Source organism: Nitrospirota bacterium, from assembly GCA_040752355.1.
Lineage (GTDB): Bacteria > Nitrospirota > Thermodesulfovibrionia > Thermodesulfovibrionales > Dissulfurispiraceae > JBFMCP01.
Genome location: JBFMHE010000007.1, coordinates 134619 through 151184 on the forward strand (window position 1 = coordinate 134619; position 16566 = coordinate 151184).

Here is a 16566-nt window from a genome sequence, read left to right on the forward strand (position 1 = left end):
ATGAAAGGAGGGATTCTTGAAAGAGCAGTTCGGCATGTACAATGGCGGATTCAATAAGGAAGATGCGGGACTTACCGGAACGAGCATCGAAGACATAGAGATGTTTGAGCATACGGAGCCGATCGAGACCGAGGGTGCGCGGGATTCGCTCGAGCAGGAGTACGACCCGCTCAAGGCCTACCTCAAGGGCATCAGCCTCATCCCCCTCCTCACCAAGGAAGGAGAGATCGAGGTAGCGAAGCAGATCGAGGAGTGCAAGCTGAAGATAAGCGGCACGCTCTTCACCATTCCCTTCGTGCTCAATAAGCTGGTCACGCTCGGAAGGCTCGTCGAGAAGGGCGAGGCGCCGATCGAAGACCTGGTGCAGGATGTCGAGGAACTCGAAGAAGAGGACCTGCTCTTCGAGAAGGAGCGGTTCACCGGGCTGACCGAATCGATCAGCACCCTCTTCACCAAGCGCAGGCGTCTGCTCAAGGACGGCGGGCTCTCCCTCGGGAGCAAGGCGCCTTCGGCAGCGAAGAATGCGTCCGTCACCCGCTCGCTCGGCAACAACAAGCAGCAGATCCTGCTCAAGGTCAAGGAGCTGAACCTGAAGGAAGATGTCATCAACGCGTTTTCGGGCGAGCTCAAAAGCCTGAGCACCAGTCTCGAATCGCTGCACGAGCAGCTCGCCAGGATCAGGAAGACTCCCGGCAAGGCCGCCCCCTGCAAGAGGCTCCGCGAGGAGATCAAGAAGCTCGAGGCGAACATCGGCCTGCGCACCGCGGAGATCAAGAAAGTGGTGAGGGAGCTCGACCAGTCGGAGCTGGAGCTGAGCAGCGCCAAGGGACAGCTGGTGGAATCGAACCTGAGGCTCGTCATCAGCATTGCCAAGCGGTACATGGGCAAAGGGCTGAGCCTCGGCGACCTCATCCAGGAGGGGAATATCGGCCTCATGCGCGCGGTAGACAAGTTCGAGTACAGACGCGGATACAAATTCAGCACCTATGCCACCTGGTGGATCCGGCAGGCGATAAGCAGGGCCATAGCCGACCAATCGAGGATCATCAGGATCCCGGTGCATATGATCGAGAACATAAACAAGATCAACAAAGTGACCAAGGAATTGGTGCAGGAGCTCGGCGTCGAGCCGACCCCCGAAGAGATCGCGAAGCGGTCGAAGATACCGGTCGACAAGGTCAAGAATATCCTGAAGATATCGAAGGAGCCGATCTCGATCGAGACGCCCATCGGCGAAGAGGACGACACCATGCTGAAGGACTTTATCGAAGACAAGTCGAATCTCTCGCCGCTGGATGCCGTGATCCAGGACGACCTGAAGGTGCATATCCATAAGATTCTCTGCACGCTCTCTCCGAAAGAGGAGCTGGTCATTCGCAAGCGCTTCGGCATCGGGGAGGAGAACCCCCATACCCTCGAAGAGGTGGGACAGGCCTTCGACGTCACCCGCGAGCGCATCCGGCAGATCCAGGTGAAGGCGATACGGAAGCTGAAGCATCCGTCCCGGAGCAAGTGGCTCCGCCACTTCCTCGGCAGCTCCTAAGAGAACGCTTGACTAAACGACGGAGGGGAATATATAGTAAAAGACTTAAGACTTTGGAATCTAAGATTAATCAGATTCCGCCGCCGCGCACGACAGCGCGGCGGGGCATGAGGGCCCATAGCTCAGTTGGTAGAGCTACCGGCTCATAACCGGTTGGTCCCAGGTTCGAGTCCTGGTGGGCCCACCAGCAGCATCAGCGCAGCGGGCGATACGGCGCGTGCCGTTTGCCGTACGCGAGAGCGCCCGGTGCCGCGGGCAGGTAAAGGGAGGTGTTGGTGAACGAGCAGTTGAGACTTCTTATCGAGTTGCAGAAGCTGGACACGTCTATCCTCGCCGCGCGGATGGAGATCGATGAGATCCCTGGCAGGGTCTCCGCCGGAGAAGGGCCGCTGAAAAAGGCCGAGGCCGCCTCCGAGCAGGCGAAACAGGGCCACGCCGCCCTCGAACAGAAGAAGAGGGACAAAGACCGGGACATCGAGGACCTCAACGAGAAGATAAAGAAGCTCAAGCAGCGGACCGCTGATATCAAGACCAACAAGGAGTACCAGGCGCACCTCAAGGAGATAGAGCGGGCGGAAAAGGATCTCAAAGCCGCCGAGGACGACTCCCTCTCCCTCATGGATGCGATCGAGCAGTCGTCGAAGCGCCTTGCGGCCGAGAGCGCCTCTCTCGCGGGAGAGAAGGCGAAGGTGGATGAACTAAAGAGGCAGCTCGACGAGGAGGCGCAGCGGCAGGAAGCGTCGCTGAAGAAGCTCAAGGGTGAGCGGAAGAAATATATCGACGCCCTCGACAGCGACCTCTACGCTCTCTACATGTCGATCATGAAAGCCAGCCGCGGCCTCGCCGTGGTTGAAGCCAAGAACGAGGTATGCCAGGGCTGCAATCTCCACATCCCGCCCCAGTTCTTCGTCGAGCTGAAGCGCAACGACGAGATCACCCAGTGTCCCCAGTGCAGGCGGATACTCTACTATCCCGGCAACGGGGATACTCCGCAGGAGCCCCAGCCCGAGCACCACGCCCCGGCAGCAGACACCGGCAGCGAGTGAGCCGTTGAGCTCCTCTGCAGGCGGCCTGTCCATCTCCGTACCGACACTCTAAAATCAGCGCTACCACTTTGTTTACTTATAACTATTTTTTATGCTAGTATAATAAGTCCTATGGCGATGGAAGATCATAAATTAAAGGTTTTTTGCACCGTAGCCGAAACAAAGAGTTTCTCCAAGACGTCTGAGATCATTCACCTGACCCAGCCGGCGGTGAGCCTCCAGATCCAGGCGCTCGAGGAGCTCTACGAGACGAAGCTCTTCGACCGCTCGAGCAACACCATCAACCTCACCCCTGCGGGAGAGGTGCTCTACCGGTACTCCAAGGACATCCTTTCCCTCTACGCGGAGCTCGAGAAGGAGATCGGAAAGATCACCGGCCTGATCAAGGGGAGCATCACGGTCGGCGCGAGCACCACGATCGGGAACTACGTCCTGCCGAGCGTCATCGCCGACTTCAAGAAGAATCATCCCAAGATCAAGATAAACGTCCTCATCGGCAATACGAAACGGGTGCTGGATCTCCTGAACTCGGGGGTCATCGACCTGGGGCTCGTCGAGGGAGAGACCTCGCGCCACAAGATCAAGGTCGAGACGCTGCTTACCGACGAGCTTGCGCTCATCATTCCGCCGATGCATCCCTGGGCAAAGAAAAAAGTGGTCTCTATCCTCGAGATCACCAAAGAGCCCTTCATCATCAGGGAGGAGGGCTCGGGCACGCGGCAGATGATCGAGAAGTATCTCGCCTCCCACGGCATCAAGGTGGGCGATATGCGCATCGCCCTCGTCCTCGGCGGGACCGAGTCGATCAAGGAGGCGGTCGAGAGCGGCATGGGCATCTCTATCGTCTCGCGGTGGGCCGCGCGGAAGGAGATCAAATACGGCAGCTTACGCTTCGTCGTCACCAAGGAGGAAAAGATCCTCAGGGAATTCTCGCTCCTGCTGCCCAAGAACGCTGTCGTCTCCCATGCTGTCGATGAGTTCCTCTCGTATGTGAAGAGTTACCCCTACGAAGCCCTGCTCGCCGACGCCGCAAAAGTCTAAGCCGCTCATCCACCCTCTCGCACCGTCACGACCCTGCAGTCCCGTCACGCACCTCGAGCCAGGGGAAGAGCGGGTCCGCCGCCTCGATCCGGCCCAGCACGGACGCGTCGATCCCGTTGCCGCAGATCATCGAGAAAATCCGGTCGAAGCGCTCCCGGTGCACGGCTATCCTGCCTGCAGCATACGCTGCAGCCCTGTCCCGCTCCATGAGGAATGCCCAGTCGCTCGCCTGGGCGAGGAGCGCCTCCCGTACCGCCTGGTTGATCGCCCGGTCCATCAGCGCCGTCGTCCGCTCTTTCCCTGAGCGCGGGACGCTGCCCTCCTGCTGCCGGACTGCCGGAGCCCGCCGTGCGCGCTCGATGAGGCGCTCCACGCGCTCGGCCATCCGGTGAAGGTGCCGGTAGATCGTGCGGTTCTGCTCGCCGATCCAGACCGCGTTGTAACCGCCCTCTCCCCAGCTCGACGGCGCAGGCTCGACAGCCGGCGAATCGCCCGGCGCATTATCTCCGCCTCTTCGCCGGAACAACGCGAGGGGCGTCTCGAGGCGAAACGGCAGTGCGCGCTCGCGGGCGGTCCGCACCACGCCGTCGAGCCACTCCACGCCCTCGAACCACCAATGGCCGAAGAGCTCAGCATCGAAGGCGGTAAAGAGCACCGGAGAAAAGGAGAACGCCCCGAGCCTGCCGAAGTCCGCAGCACGCTCGCCGACAAAGTGCGCCGCGTGCTCCGCCGCTCTCCCTATGGCAGCACACCGGTCATACGGCATCTTGTCCGCGCCGGCGCCGGTGATGCGATGGTACTTCAGACCGGTGAACGACGGGATGCCGATGCCGGTAAACGCCTCGACGAGGGGTGAAGGGAGATCGAACCCTATGTCGCGGTAGAAGTCGCGATACCAGGGGTCGCCCGGGTAGCCGCGCGAGGCGCACCAGACCTGCTGAGCGGCCCGGGTGTCCCGTGCGAAGGCAACGGCGCCGGACGGCGTGGTTACGGGCCGATAAATGCTGAAGCGCGGCCGCGGCCGTCCGTGCACGACACCGTGCGCTTCGAGAAAGAAGTAATCGATCCCCGCCTCTTTGAGATACGCATCGAGCCCCCTGAAGTAGCCGCACTCAGGCAGCCAGAATCCCCGGGGGCGCCTGCCGAAAGCGCGGCGGTAGCTCCCGATGCCGACAGCGATCTGCCGGCGCACTGCTCCGGGATAGTGCTCATAGGCCGGCAGGAAGGCGTGGGTTGCAGAGGTCGCGACGATCTCGATATGCCCTTCATCCTGGAGCTTTCTGAACGCCGCGACGATATCGCCGGCATACCGGTCCCGGTAAAGCCGCCGCATCTTCTTCAGCCGGGCAGCGTAAAGGAATGCCGCCGGCTCGAACGGGGTATGCCGCGTCCTCCTCTTCTCCGTCCCGGCAAGCTCAATCAGATTATCGAGGTGGCGGAGAAAGCGGATCCTGAGGAGCTCGTCATCGAGCATCTCGATCAGCGGAGGGCTCAATGAAAAAGCCAGCTGCGGACTGATGCCGTCCTCCACCTGGCGCTCGAGCATGTCGAGCAGGGGGAGGTAGGTTTCCCAGAGCGCCTCATAGAGCCAGGACTCCTCCAGCGCGTACTCGTATTCGGGATGGCGTACGTACGGCAGGTGGGCATGGAGGAGGAGCAGCAGCGAGCCCTTCACTGCACCACGATCATGCCGGCGCCGGGGACTACCCTGCCGATAACCGAGAAGAAGAGCGACGATGACTCGAAGTGGCGCAGGCCCTCCTCGGGAAGGGTCAGCAGCAGGCCTCCCGATGTCTGGGGGTCGGCGAGCAGGAGCTTATCCTCTTCGGTCAGCCCGGGGGCAAAGGCTGCCTTGCCATCGACGAATTTGAGGTTGTTATAGGCGCCTTCGGGCAGCATGCCGCTGTCGATCATAGCCGCCACGCGGTCGAGGACGGGGATGCGCCGCCGTTCGAACACGAAATCGACGGAGGAGCCTTTCACCATGGCTGCCGCATGCCCGAGCAGCCCGAAGCCGGTGATATCGGTGCAGGCCGCAGCCCCGGCAGCCAGGGCAGCTGCCGCTGCGCGGTCGTTCAGCGTCAGCATCCACGCCACCGCAGGCCCGATCTCCTCGTCCGAGAGCTTGCCCCCTTTGAGGGCCGTCGTGAGAATGCCGATGCCGAGCGGCTTGGTGATGACGATGACCTGTCCCTCCCGCGCGCCCGAAACCTTCAGTATGCGCTCCCGGTCGACGACACCGGTCACCGAGAGCCCGAACTTGATCTCCGTATCCTCGAAGGTATGGCCGCCGAGGAGCATCGCCCCGGCGCTCCTGAGCGTATGCACCGCGCCCCTGAGGATCTCCCCCAGCACCGCCGGCTCGTAATCGCAGGAAGGGAACCCCGCCACCGCCAGGGCGGACCGGGGCGTCCCTCCCATTGCATAGACGTCGCTCAGCGAATTGGCCGCGCTTATCGCCCCGAAGGTGAAGGGGTCGTTGACCACGGGCGTTATCACATCGACCGTCTCGACGACCGCGATGCCGTCGATAAGGTGAACTCCCGCGTCATCGCCGGGACCGACAATAAGGGAAGGATGCTCCACTGAATGGATATCGACGAGAAGCTCTTCGAGGTCCGCCGGACCCATCTTGCCTGCTCAACCGGCAGCCTTGACTCGCTCTGTCAGCCTATACGTCATAGTGAATCGTATTATACTTCAACACCGGAGAGCAGTAAAGCCGGGTGCTCCTGCCGGCAGCGGTATGGAACCAATTCCATAGCTATGGAACTGACTCTATACCCGTCCGCGCCGTTCCCGGCAAACCCCTTTGCAAATCAAGGCGGAACCGCTGGTACCGTTCTTGCTTCAGCCCTCTTATCCGCTCTCACCATCATTAAACTATGACGATAAGCACCGAACAGCACTGCCCGGCCGTTCCCGCTGACGGGGGGGTATCCGCCAGTGTCCTGATCGCCGACGACGACAGGACAAACCTGGCCATTCTCGCCAGCCTGCTCGGCCAGCAGGGATACACCATCGACACCGCACAGAGCGGTGCAGAGACGCTCGCGAAGATCGACGCGGCGATGCCCGACGCCATCCTCCTCGATGTGCTCATGCCGGATATGGACGGGATCGAGATATGCAAGCGTCTCAAAGACAAACCCGAGACGCGCTCCATCCCCGTCATCATTCTCACCGCGTTCGGGGACAAGGAGACCAGGATACGCTGCCTCAATGCAGGGGCGAACGATTTCCTCACCAAGCCCATCGACCACGCCGAGCTGCTCATACGGCTGAAGAACCTCCTCGAGCTGGGGACCATCGACCGCATCAAGAAAAGCAACGAAATGCTCAAGGCCACCCTCGAGGCGATCGAGAATGCGCGGAGGGAGTGGGAGAAGACCGTCGACTGCATCGACGATATCGTTATGCTCATCGACGAAGGGAACCGCATCGTGCGCTGCAATACAATGCTCGCGACCCTCACGGGAATATCCTGCGATATGCTGGCGGGAGAACGGTGGCAGGAGGCGCTCGAGCGGAGCGGGATCACCGCCTCCCCGGATCATCCCGGTACGGACGAGCTGTTCCACCCGAGCGGGCGGTGGTTCTACTACAGCCTCTCTCCGGTGAAGAACCGCATGCCGTCGGACGCCTTTGCCGCGGTCGTCATCCTGCATGATATTACCGAGCGCAAGGCCCTGAGCGATCAGCTCCACCAGACCCAGCAGCTGGAGCGGGAACTGCTCGAGAAGAAGAACAGAGAGCTCGAAACAGCCTACCGCGAGCTCAAGGCCGCGCAGTCGCAGATACTGCAGCAGGAGAAGATGGCCTCCATAGGGCAGCTCGCCGCAGGGATCGCCCACGAGATCAATAACCCGACCGGCTTCATCATGAGCAACCTCAACTCCCTCGAAAAATACCGCGAACGGCTCTCGGCGTTCATCGCGGCGCAGGCGGAAGCGCTCGAGCAGCTCTCTGCCGGCGCTCCCGCGAGCGCCTCCGCGCTCCGTGCAACGATACAGGAACACCGGGAGGCCCTCAAGATCGACCATGTACTGAGCGATGCCGAATGCCTCATAAAGGAGTCTCTCGAGGGCGCCGACCGGGTCAAGAAGATCGTCCAGGACCTCAAGAGCTTTTCACGGGTGGATGAGCAGGAGCACAAGATGGCGAGCATCAACGAGGGGCTCGAGAGCACCATCAATATCGTCTGGAACGAGCTCAAGTACAAGGCGGTCCTCGAAAAATCCTACGGCGATATCCCCCTCACCCGGTGCAACCCCGGCCAAATGAACCAGGTCTTTATGAATATCCTGGTCAATGCAGCCCACGCCCTCGAGCGGCAGGGCGCCATCCGGATAACGACCCGGCATCGGGACCGCAGCATTTATATAACCATCGCCGATTCGGGCTGCGGCATCGCCCCGGAGCACCTCCATCGGATCTTCGAGCCCTTCTTCACCACGAAGGAGGTCGGGAAAGGGACCGGCCTCGGGCTCAGCATCGCCTACGATATCGTGAAGAAGCACAACGGCGACATCCGGGTCGAGAGCACGGTGGGTACGGGGACGGTCTTTACCATCAGGATCCCCGTTATCGACGGATAGCATGAGCCGGAAAACGAAGATACTCTGCGTCGATGATGAACAGAATGTCCTCAATGCATTGAGGAGGCTCTTTCTCGACAGCGATATGGAGGTCCTCACCGCGACCTCCGGCCGGGAGGGGCTCGGCATCCTCGAGCAGGAGGCCGTGCAGCTCGTCATCTCCGACTACCGGATGCCCGGCATGAACGGCGTGGAGTTTCTCAGGGAAGTACGGCAGCGATGGCCCTATATCGTCAGGATCGTACTCTCGGGCTATGCCGACACGGCGTCGATCATCTCCGCCGTAAACGAAGGCCAGATATACAAGTTCATCCCCAAACCCTGGAACGACGACGAGCTCGCGATGATCGTGTCCCATGCGCTGGAGCGCTATGCGCTCCACCGGAAGAACTTCGAGCTCACGGTCGAGCTCGAAAAGAAGAACCACGAGCTGCTGCAGCTGAACCACGAGCTCGAGAAGCTCCTCGAGGAAAAGTCCGCCCATCTCGAGTTCAGGAGCAGGGCATTGGCGCTGCAGCAGAACATCCTCGAATCCATACCGGTCGGCATCGTCGGCATCGATGCAGGCAACGTGGCGGCGCTGTGCAACGCGTTATGGCTCGCCTTTACCGGAACCGGCTGGGGGCTTCTGGGCCAGGATATCACCCAGGGGCTCTCCGGTGAGCTGCAGCGCTTTGTCGATGAAACGAGGGCGGCCGGCGCTGCAGTACGGAAGACCGCGCTCCGCGGGGTGGAGGGCACACTTTCAGGGATGCTTATGGACAACGGAGATGGCCAAAAAGGAGTGATCGTCGTTTTTATTCCCGACAACGCAGCTGCGGTCATCGGCAAAGGAGGGACCGCCGTCCTCTCCCGGGCCCGGCAGTCCGCGCCGGCGCCGCAGCTGCGCTGCCGAAATTCCACCGAAGGAGGAGCATGCCATGACTCAGGACAAGATACTTATCATCGATGATGAGCCCCCGGTGCTGGCATCCTTGCGGAGGGCTCTTTCCGAAGAGCCGTACCGGGTGCTCACCGCGGAGAGCGCGGCTGCGGGGCTGGAGCTGCTCCGGCAGCATACGGCGAAAGTGGTCATATCCGACGAGCGGATGCCGGGCATGTCCGGCTCCGAGCTCCTGACAGCGGTGAGGAACCAGTTTCCCTACACCGTGCGGATCATCCTCACCGGCCACGCCGATGCCGGCGCGGCGATGAGAGCCATCAACCAGGGAGAGATATACCGGTTCATCACCAAGCCCTGGAACGACCTCGAGCTCAAGCTGCTCATCCGTTCGGCGATCGAAAAGTATAACCTGGAGGAGGCGAACCGGGGGCTGATCATCAAGAATTACAACACCCTCTCCCAGATCCTCCGGGTAATCGATCCCGAGACCGAGTATGTCTGCCAGTGCTCCCGGTGCCAGAAGACGATCGATATGAAGTTCCACTTCTGTCCCTTCTGCGGCGCGCACCGCCGCGACCTCTGCCGCTCCTGCAGCATGCCGGTCGAGGCTGCCTGGATGGTCTGCCCCTTCTGCGGGGCAGCGCAGCAATGAGGAAAGGCTGCTGTTGACATGTTGACATTTTTTTTTGCTTTTAGTATCATAAACGAGGATTTCGCCCCTTAGAATTCCTATCTTGCGACAAAAAACTACAACAATCCAGGAATTTGCCAGGGAACTAGCCAAGCAGTACAAGACGGGGTCCTTAGCTGTTCCGCAGTGCTCCTCCCCCAAAGAGGGATAATCCTAAATAAATGCACATAAAGGCGCAACTCAGGTAAAACTCAAAAGCAACCCACGGGCCCGCAACGATACGTGCAGCTCGTTACAAGGTGAGCGTTTATCATGACAACCCAGAGAGGTAGAAAACAGATGGAAAATTACATCTCAATTTCTGAATTAAAAGAGAAGACCGTTGACGAGCTTACCGCCCTCGCCAAGGACCTCAACGTCGAGGGGGCTTCGGGGCTGAGGAAGCAGGAGCTCATCTTCGCCATTCTCCAGGCCCAGGCCGAGAAGGCGGGAACGGTGTACGGGGCGGGGGTTCTCGAGATTCTCCCCGACGGCTTCGGCTTCCTCCGTTCCCCCGACTACAGCTATCTGCCGAGCCCTGACGATATATACGTGTCCCCTTCGCAGATCAGGAGGTTCGGCCTGAGGACCGGCGACTTCGTCTCCGGACAGATCAGGCCGCCCAAAGAGAACGAGCGGTACTTCGCCCTCCTCAAGGTCGAAAGCATCAACAACGAAACGGTCGAGCACAATGTAAGCCGTCCGCTCTTCGACAACCTTACGCCCTACTACCCGACGGAGAAGATCAACCTCGAGTATGACAGCAGCGACTTCTCGATGCGGGTCATGGACCTCATCACGCCGATCGGCAAGGGGCAGCGCGGGCTGATCGTCGCCGCGCCGAGGACCGGCAAGACCATGCTCCTCCAGTCGATCGCGAAAGCGATCAAGAAAAACCACAAGGAAGTGCACCTTATCATACTGCTGATCGACGAGCGGCCCGAAGAGGTGACCGACTGGAAGCGGCAGGTCAGCACCGCGGAGATCATAAGCTCCACCTTCGACGAGCCGCCGCAGCGCCACTGCCAGGTCTCCGAGATGGTTACCGAACGGGCGAAACGCCTCGTCGAAGGGAAGCGGGATGTCATCATCCTCCTCGACAGCATCACCCGCCTCGCGCGGGCGTACAACGCCATAACCCCCACGAGCGGCAAGGTGCTCTCCGGCGGTCTCGACGCCAATGCCCTCCAGCGGCCGAAGCGGTTCTTCGGCACCGCCCGGAGCCTTGAAGAGGGCGGCAGCCTCACGATCCTGGCGACCTCGCTCGTCGACACCGGCAGCAGGATGGACGATGTCATCTTCGAAGAGTTCAAGGGCACCGGCAATATGGAAATACATCTCGACCGGAAGCTGGTCGACAAGAGAATATTCCCGAGCATCGATATCAATGCTTCGGGCACGAGGAAAGAAGAGCTGCTGGTCGACAAGGACGTACTGAACAAGATGTGGATTCTCAGGAAGGTCCTGAACCCGCTCAGCACGATCGAGAGCGTCGAGTTCCTGCTGAGCAAGCTGAAAGGCACCAAGCACAACAGAGAGTTTCTCGAGATGATGAACAAGTAAGACAGCGTGTCGTCCGCTGCCGGCGGCAGACGGGCAGCCGGATGCGATGCGTGGTACGCTATGAGCGATGGCCTATAATCGAGAGACCGACGATCACTGTTTTGTCTGCGGCACGGCGAACCCCTGCGGTCTGCAGCTCCGCTTCAAAGCCGATGGCGGCAAGGTCGCCGCGTCCTTCACCTCTTCCGCCGCGCACCAGGGGTACAAGGGCCTCGTGCACGGCGGCATACTCGCCTCGATCCTGGACGAGGCGATGATACAGGCGGCCCTCCTTCGCGGCCTCTCCCCGGTTACCGCCGAGCTCTCCGTACGCTTCACCAGCCCGCTGCGGGTCGGTGAGCGCGCCCGTGTCGAGGCCGAGATCGTCACCGGCGGCACGAGACTGCTCAAGGCCGCTGCGCGGCTCTTCGGAGCGGACGGCGGCGCCATTGCCGAGGCGCAGGCCAAATTGATAGTATAGAGTAATGAAAGGCTACTTTCTCATCGTCGGCACGCTCGTCTTCGTCGTATCCGGCCTTATTACGCTCAATATCTTCTTCCAGCAGTCGCTCCAGATGGAGATCGCCGAGCAGTTCAACCGCCAGCAGCTCCTGCTCTCCCGCTCCATCGCCGACAACATAGAATCGCATCTCCAGCACGAGAAGGCGGAGCTCCTCCTGATCTCCCGTATCCTCTCCGAAGTCGATATCAGGAAGAACCCCTCCCTGCTGCAGGAGGAGATCACCCCGGCGTACACCAAGCTCACCAATACCGGCATCGGGCTGATTGACGCGGAGGGGAGCCTCCTCTTTTTCAAAGGGGACCCTGCGCTGGTGAGACCCGTCGTTCCCGCTATGCTCGGAAAGGCCCGGGAGGCCGGTCCGGGCGGCACTGCGCTGCTCGAGTCCGCAGGCGCCCTCTTCACCCTGGCGCCGCTCTACCGGCAGCAGCGGCTCGAGGCCGTCGTCTTCTTCTGGACCAGGATCGATGCTATCGCGCATACCTATGTAAGCAGCATCAAGTCCGGCAGCAGGGGATATGCATGGATGATGGACAGGAGCGGCAACCTCCTCTACCATCCCACCCAGCCCGACATGGTGGGGAAAAACCTTTACAAGGCGGATGCCACCTGCTTCAAGTGCCACCTGAGCTTCGATCTCGAGAAGAAGATCATCGAGGGCAAGACGGACAGCTTCGGGAGGCACATCGCCCCCTCGGGAGAGGACAAGATCATCGCCTTCTCCACCGCCCAGTTCGGCGGCCTCACCTGGGTGATCGCCATCTCGTCGCCGTATTCCGAGGTGACCCGCACGACCCGCAACAGCATGGAGATCTATTCCTACCTGATCATCTCCATCTTCGTGACCACGAGCATCGTCTCGGCCATGCTCATCGTGTTCAACAAGAAGAGGATCACGGCGGAGTCGGTGGCGCGGCGCAAGGAAGAGCTCGAGCGCTATGCCGTCGAGCTCGAGGAGCGGGTGAACGACCGGACCGCGGAGCTCGCAGGCGAAAAGGAAAAGCTGAACACGATCGTGAGCGCCATCGGCAGCGGCATCGTGCTGATCACCAGAGGGGGAAGGATACAGTGGACGAACCAGGCCTTCGCAGAGATGGCCGGCGGGGACATGGTGGGAAGGACCTGCGAGGAGGTCTGCCGGGACTGCACCATGCTCGAAAACTACGACAGCGATGATATCGACACCGTCATCGTCTCGAACCTCTTCGGCAAGAGAGACAAGTTCTTCCAGGTGACTACGGCGCCGGTGAGAGGGGCGGACGGGGAGCTGCACGGCTACATCAGGCTCATACAGGACGTCACCGAGATCAAGAAGATGGAACAGCAGATCATGCACTCCGAAAAGCTCGCTTCCATCGGCAGGCTCGCGGCGGGCATCGCCCACGAAATCGGCAACCCCCTCACCTCCATCTTCTCCTTTGTCCAGATCCTCAGGGAGATGGAGGAGGACTCGTTCAAGCGGGAAAGCCTCGAGACGATCTATTTCCATATCAACCGGATCTCGGAGATACTGAAGCAGCTCTCGGGCTTCTCGAAAATGCCGGCCAGCGGGGGGATGACGAGCGCCTGCTCGCTCAACGAGATCATCGAGACCTCGGTCAATCTGATCCAGTACGACAGGAAAGCGAAGAGCACTGCCATCGTCAAGGAGCTCGCGCCGTCGCTGCCGGATGTCGTCTGCGACTCCAACCAGCTCTCCCAGGTGTTCGTGAACCTCACGCTCAACGCCATGGACGCCATGCCCGACGGCGGCACACTCACCGTACGGAGCTTCCTCGAAGACGGCGCCGTCGTGGTGCAGTTCCGGGATACCGGGACCGGCATCCCGAAAGAGGACGTGAACAAAATTTTCGACCCCTTCTATACGACCAAGGAGAAAGGGACCGGGCTCGGGCTCGCGGTCAGTTATAATATAATAAAAAAGATGAACGGGACGTTGACCGTCGAGAGCGAGCCCGGGAAAGGGACGACCTTCGTTATCTCCCTTCCGGTCAAAGGAGCATGAAGCCGAAGATACTCATAGTGGACGACGAGCAGGACATCTGCAAGGCCCTCGCCTTCCTGCTCAGACGGGAGGAGTATGAGGTCGTCACTGCTGCGAGCGGCGAGGAGGCCGTCGAGAGAATCGCCGGGGAGAGCTTCGATGTGATCCTCACCGATCTCAAGATGGGCAAGGTCGACGGCATGGCGGTCCTCGAGAAGGCGAGAGAGCTCGCGCCCGACACGCCGGTGCTCATCATGACCGCGTTCGCTTCCATAGAATCCGCGGTCGAGGCGATGCGCAAGGGCGCGGCCGATTATATCGTCAAGCCCTTCCATAACGAGGAGATCCGGCTGACCATCAGGCGGGTGCTCGAGCAGAAGCGGCTCATGACCGAAAACATCGCCCTCAAGCAGCAGATCAGCCAGCGACTGGATGCCTGCAGGGAGTTCGTTGCGAACTCCGAGTCGATGATGAAGATCGTCGAGACGCTCGAGAAGGTGATCCCGACGAAGAGCACTATCCTCATACTGGGTGAAAGCGGAACCGGGAAGGGACTGGTTGCCGAGCTCATTCACTGCAACAGCCCCCGGCGGGACAAGCCGTTCATATCGATCAACTGCTCCGCCATTCCCGAAGGGCTCCTCGAATCCGAGCTCTTCGGGTACAAGCGGGGCGCTTTCACCGGCGCGGTAGCGGACAAGCTGGGGCTCATTCCCCTTGCCCACCAGGGCACCCTCTTCCTCGATGAGATCGGGGACATGCCGCTTACCCTCCAGGCCAAGCTCCTGAAGATACTCGAAACAGGAGAGGTCTATCCCCTCGGCGATACGAAGCCGAAGGTGGTCGATATACGGCTCGTCGCAGCGACCAACGCGAACCTGGAGCAGCGGGTCAAGGAGGGGAAATTCCGCGAAGACCTCTACTACCGCCTCAATGTCATAGAGATAAACATCCCCCCCCTCAGGGAGCGCAAGGACGATATCGAGATCATCGCCCGCCATTTCCTGAAGAAGTTTGCGGAGGTCCACCAAAAACCGGTCAAGGGCATCGACAGCCAGGCGCTCGCTGCATTGCTCTCCTACTCCTGGCCCGGCAACGTGCGCGAGTTGGGCAATGTCGTCGAGCGTTCGGTCGTGCTCGCCGGGGGAGACCTCATTACGGTGGACGACCTGCCCGACAAGCTGAAAAAGACCGGGCAGGAGCAGGAGAGCGCGCCGCTCAAGGCGTACCTCGGCGACTATGAAAAAAATCTCTTGATAAAGATGTACCAGGCCCACGGCAAGAGCAAGGAAGAGACCGCCAGGGCTCTCGGCATAGACCTGGCGACGCTCTACCGGAAATTCAAGAAGTACGGGATCGAGGCCGAATGAAGAAGGCGTTCTATATCGGCGCGGCGCTCGGCGCCCTCCTCGGAGCGGTCGTGGCCCTGAGCATGGACCTCCTGCTCGGCCAGAGCCTCGGGAGCGGATGGAGCGAGGCGGTCGCCAACGACCTCAACCGCCTCTTCAATACCACCTTTCCTCACGACCATATCCTCGTCCTCTTCGGCGTCGTCGTCGCCATCGGCATCATCAGCGCCTTCGGCGCCTTCATCGGCGGCGTCTGCAGCGTCATGGTCGCCCGCCTCTTCATGATGCTCGCCAAAGAGGAAGAGGAATAGCGCCGCTCTAGAGAGGCGCCCCTGAGCCAGGGCCTCCCTTCGACGACCGCATCATGTCGTTTCTCGCTTCCTTGACCGCTCCTTCGAGGGCTGCATAACACTCGTTCAAGTGCAGAACAACATCAGCCGTTCGCCCCTTTCGCTCCCGAGACGTTTCGATCCGGGCCAGCTCGGTCAGCAGCCCTCGTATCCGGGTGACGGCGCCGATAATGCCGAGGGCCTGATCGATCGTCATCTCGTTCTTGCTCAGCACGCTCTCTGACTCCCGGAAGAGCTCCTCCAGGACGCAGCATACGCTCTCGACGTCGTTTGAGGCATTGATCTTCCTGATTATCTCGTGCACCAGCCGACCTCCTATCTCTGCTGCGCTTCAGCCTCCTCAGCATCCACTTGCATGCCGCAGCCGTCGTGCACCAGGGCAAGCTCGCCACCGGAAAAGATTTTATCGATGTCGAGTATGATGACGAACTGGTCATCCCGCTTCCCCATACCTTTGATGAAACTGTTATTAAGACGGGTGCCGATCCTGGGGGCGGGCTCGATGCTCTCCGGCTCCAGCTCGATCACCTCCTGCACCGAATCAGCCAGCGCCCCCAGCACCGTGGTCTCGCCGTCTATTGCAACCTCGACGATGATACTGCAGGTAGTGACGGTCCTCTCGGTCCTGCTCATCCCGAACTTCAGCCGCATATCCACCACCGGCACTACTGCCCCCCTCAGGTTGATCACTCCCCTCATGAAATCCGGGGTCTGTGGCACCTTGGTCACCGACGTGAAGTCGAGCACCTCCCTGACCTTGGCGATCTCTACCGCAAAGACCTCGCCATCCAGCGTGAAGGTGAGATACTGCGCAATGTCTGCTATCCTCTCTGCACTCATATGCCCCTCCCTAGAATTTCTCGAATGCGTCGTCCAGGTGGTCCCCTCCGTTGCCGCTCATCTTCAGGGCAACCCCGGCACGGCTGCCGCTCCTTTCCGCTGCATGCTGCTGAGGGGCATGCGTGATAGGGGCCATCTTTGCCTTTTGCGGCCCCTTTGAAATCCCTTTCGGTGCAGCAGGAATAGACTGCCTTCTGGCC

At 60.5% G+C, this 16566-nt stretch carries 16 protein-coding genes and 1 tRNA gene; 12 read left to right on the forward strand and 5 right to left on the reverse strand.

Annotation, left to right across the window (positions count from 1 at the left end; translation table 11 throughout):
- The first annotated feature begins 16 nt into the window (after positions 1-16).
- The 4 genes from rpoD (at position 17) to AB1805_07095 (ending at position 3630) form a co-directional block, all read left to right on the forward strand.
- Positions 17-1543 carry an RNA polymerase sigma factor RpoD gene (gene rpoD / locus AB1805_07080; GenBank protein MEW5745181.1) on the forward strand — a complete coding sequence of 509 codons (1527 nt, stop codon included), beginning with the start codon at positions 17-19 and terminating at the stop codon, positions 1541-1543.
- Between the two features lie 111 nt (positions 1544-1654).
- Positions 1655-1730 (forward strand) — tRNA-Ile (locus AB1805_07085).
- An 88-nt stretch (positions 1731-1818) separates the two neighbouring features.
- Complete coding sequence (locus tag AB1805_07090) at positions 1819-2589, forward strand: C4-type zinc ribbon domain-containing protein (GenBank protein MEW5745182.1); 771 nt, start codon at positions 1819-1821, stop codon at positions 2587-2589.
- Between the two features lie 111 nt (positions 2590-2700).
- The gene (locus AB1805_07095) at positions 2701-3630 is read left to right on the forward strand and encodes a selenium metabolism-associated LysR family transcriptional regulator (GenBank protein ID MEW5745183.1); all 930 of its coding nucleotides are present in this window, start codon (positions 2701-2703) and stop codon (positions 3628-3630) included.
- Between the two features lie 25 nt (positions 3631-3655).
- Here AB1805_07095 and AB1805_07100 read toward each other — a convergent pair whose 3' ends face one another.
- Both AB1805_07100 and selD read right to left on the reverse strand, forming a co-directional pair.
- The gene (locus tag AB1805_07100; protein MEW5745184.1) at positions 3656-5305 is read right to left on the reverse strand and encodes a 1,4-alpha-glucan branching protein domain-containing protein; all 1650 of its coding nucleotides are present in this window, start codon (positions 5303-5305) and stop codon (positions 3656-3658) included.
- On the reverse strand, positions 5302-6261 hold the full coding sequence (selD, locus tag AB1805_07105) for a selenide, water dikinase SelD (GenBank protein ID MEW5745185.1): 960 nt from the start codon (positions 6259-6261) through the stop codon (positions 5302-5304). The genes AB1805_07100 and selD overlap by 4 nt, the downstream gene beginning before the upstream one ends.
- Positions 6262-6515: 254 nt before the next feature.
- On the opposite strand from selD, the gene AB1805_07110 reads away from it, so the two are divergent.
- The 8 genes from AB1805_07110 to AB1805_07145 all read left to right on the forward strand — a co-directional run bounded on the left by AB1805_07110 (position 6516) and on the right by AB1805_07145 (position 15487).
- A complete protein-coding gene (locus tag AB1805_07110; protein ID MEW5745186.1) occupies positions 6516-8228 on the forward strand; it encodes a response regulator in 1713 nt (570 codons plus the stop codon).
- 1 nt (position 8229) lies between these two features.
- Positions 8230-9180, forward strand: coding sequence for a response regulator (locus AB1805_07115; protein MEW5745187.1), 951 nt, complete (start codon positions 8230-8232; stop codon positions 9178-9180).
- Entirely contained in the window at positions 9149-9763 is a 615-nt protein-coding gene (locus AB1805_07120; GenBank protein ID MEW5745188.1) for a response regulator, read from the forward strand. The genes AB1805_07115 and AB1805_07120 overlap by 32 nt, the downstream gene beginning before the upstream one ends.
- A 330-nt stretch (positions 9764-10093) precedes the next feature.
- Positions 10094-11344 (forward strand): transcription termination factor Rho, encoded by a 1251-nt coding sequence (gene rho, locus AB1805_07125; protein MEW5745189.1) that lies wholly within the window; start codon positions 10094-10096, stop codon positions 11342-11344.
- A gap of 67 nt (positions 11345-11411) precedes the next feature.
- On the forward strand, positions 11412-11804 hold the full coding sequence (locus AB1805_07130; protein MEW5745190.1) for a PaaI family thioesterase: 393 nt from the start codon (positions 11412-11414) through the stop codon (positions 11802-11804).
- Positions 11805-11808: 4 nt separating this feature from the next.
- On the forward strand, positions 11809-13848 hold the full coding sequence (locus tag AB1805_07135) for an ATP-binding protein (protein ID MEW5745191.1): 2040 nt from the start codon (positions 11809-11811) through the stop codon (positions 13846-13848).
- Entirely contained in the window at positions 13845-15197 is a 1353-nt protein-coding gene (locus tag AB1805_07140; GenBank protein ID MEW5745192.1) for a sigma-54 dependent transcriptional regulator, read from the forward strand. Before AB1805_07135 ends, AB1805_07140 begins: the two co-directional genes overlap by 4 nt.
- Positions 15194-15487 carry a hypothetical protein gene (locus AB1805_07145; protein ID MEW5745193.1) on the forward strand — a complete coding sequence of 98 codons (294 nt, stop codon included), beginning with the start codon at positions 15194-15196 and terminating at the stop codon, positions 15485-15487. Before AB1805_07140 ends, AB1805_07145 begins: the two co-directional genes overlap by 4 nt.
- 7 nt (positions 15488-15494) lie before the next feature.
- Here AB1805_07145 and AB1805_07150 read toward each other — a convergent pair whose 3' ends face one another.
- The 3 genes from AB1805_07150 to AB1805_07160 all read right to left on the reverse strand — a co-directional run.
- Positions 15495-15830, reverse strand: coding sequence for a hypothetical protein (locus AB1805_07150; protein ID MEW5745194.1), 336 nt, complete (start codon positions 15828-15830; stop codon positions 15495-15497).
- A gap of 11 nt (positions 15831-15841) precedes the next feature.
- A complete protein-coding gene (locus tag AB1805_07155; protein MEW5745195.1) occupies positions 15842-16366 on the reverse strand; it encodes a chemotaxis protein CheW in 525 nt (174 codons plus the stop codon).
- 10 nt (positions 16367-16376) lie between these two features.
- Positions 16377-16566: hypothetical protein (locus tag AB1805_07160; GenBank protein MEW5745196.1), on the reverse strand; the 190-nt coding region annotated here is incomplete at its 5' end.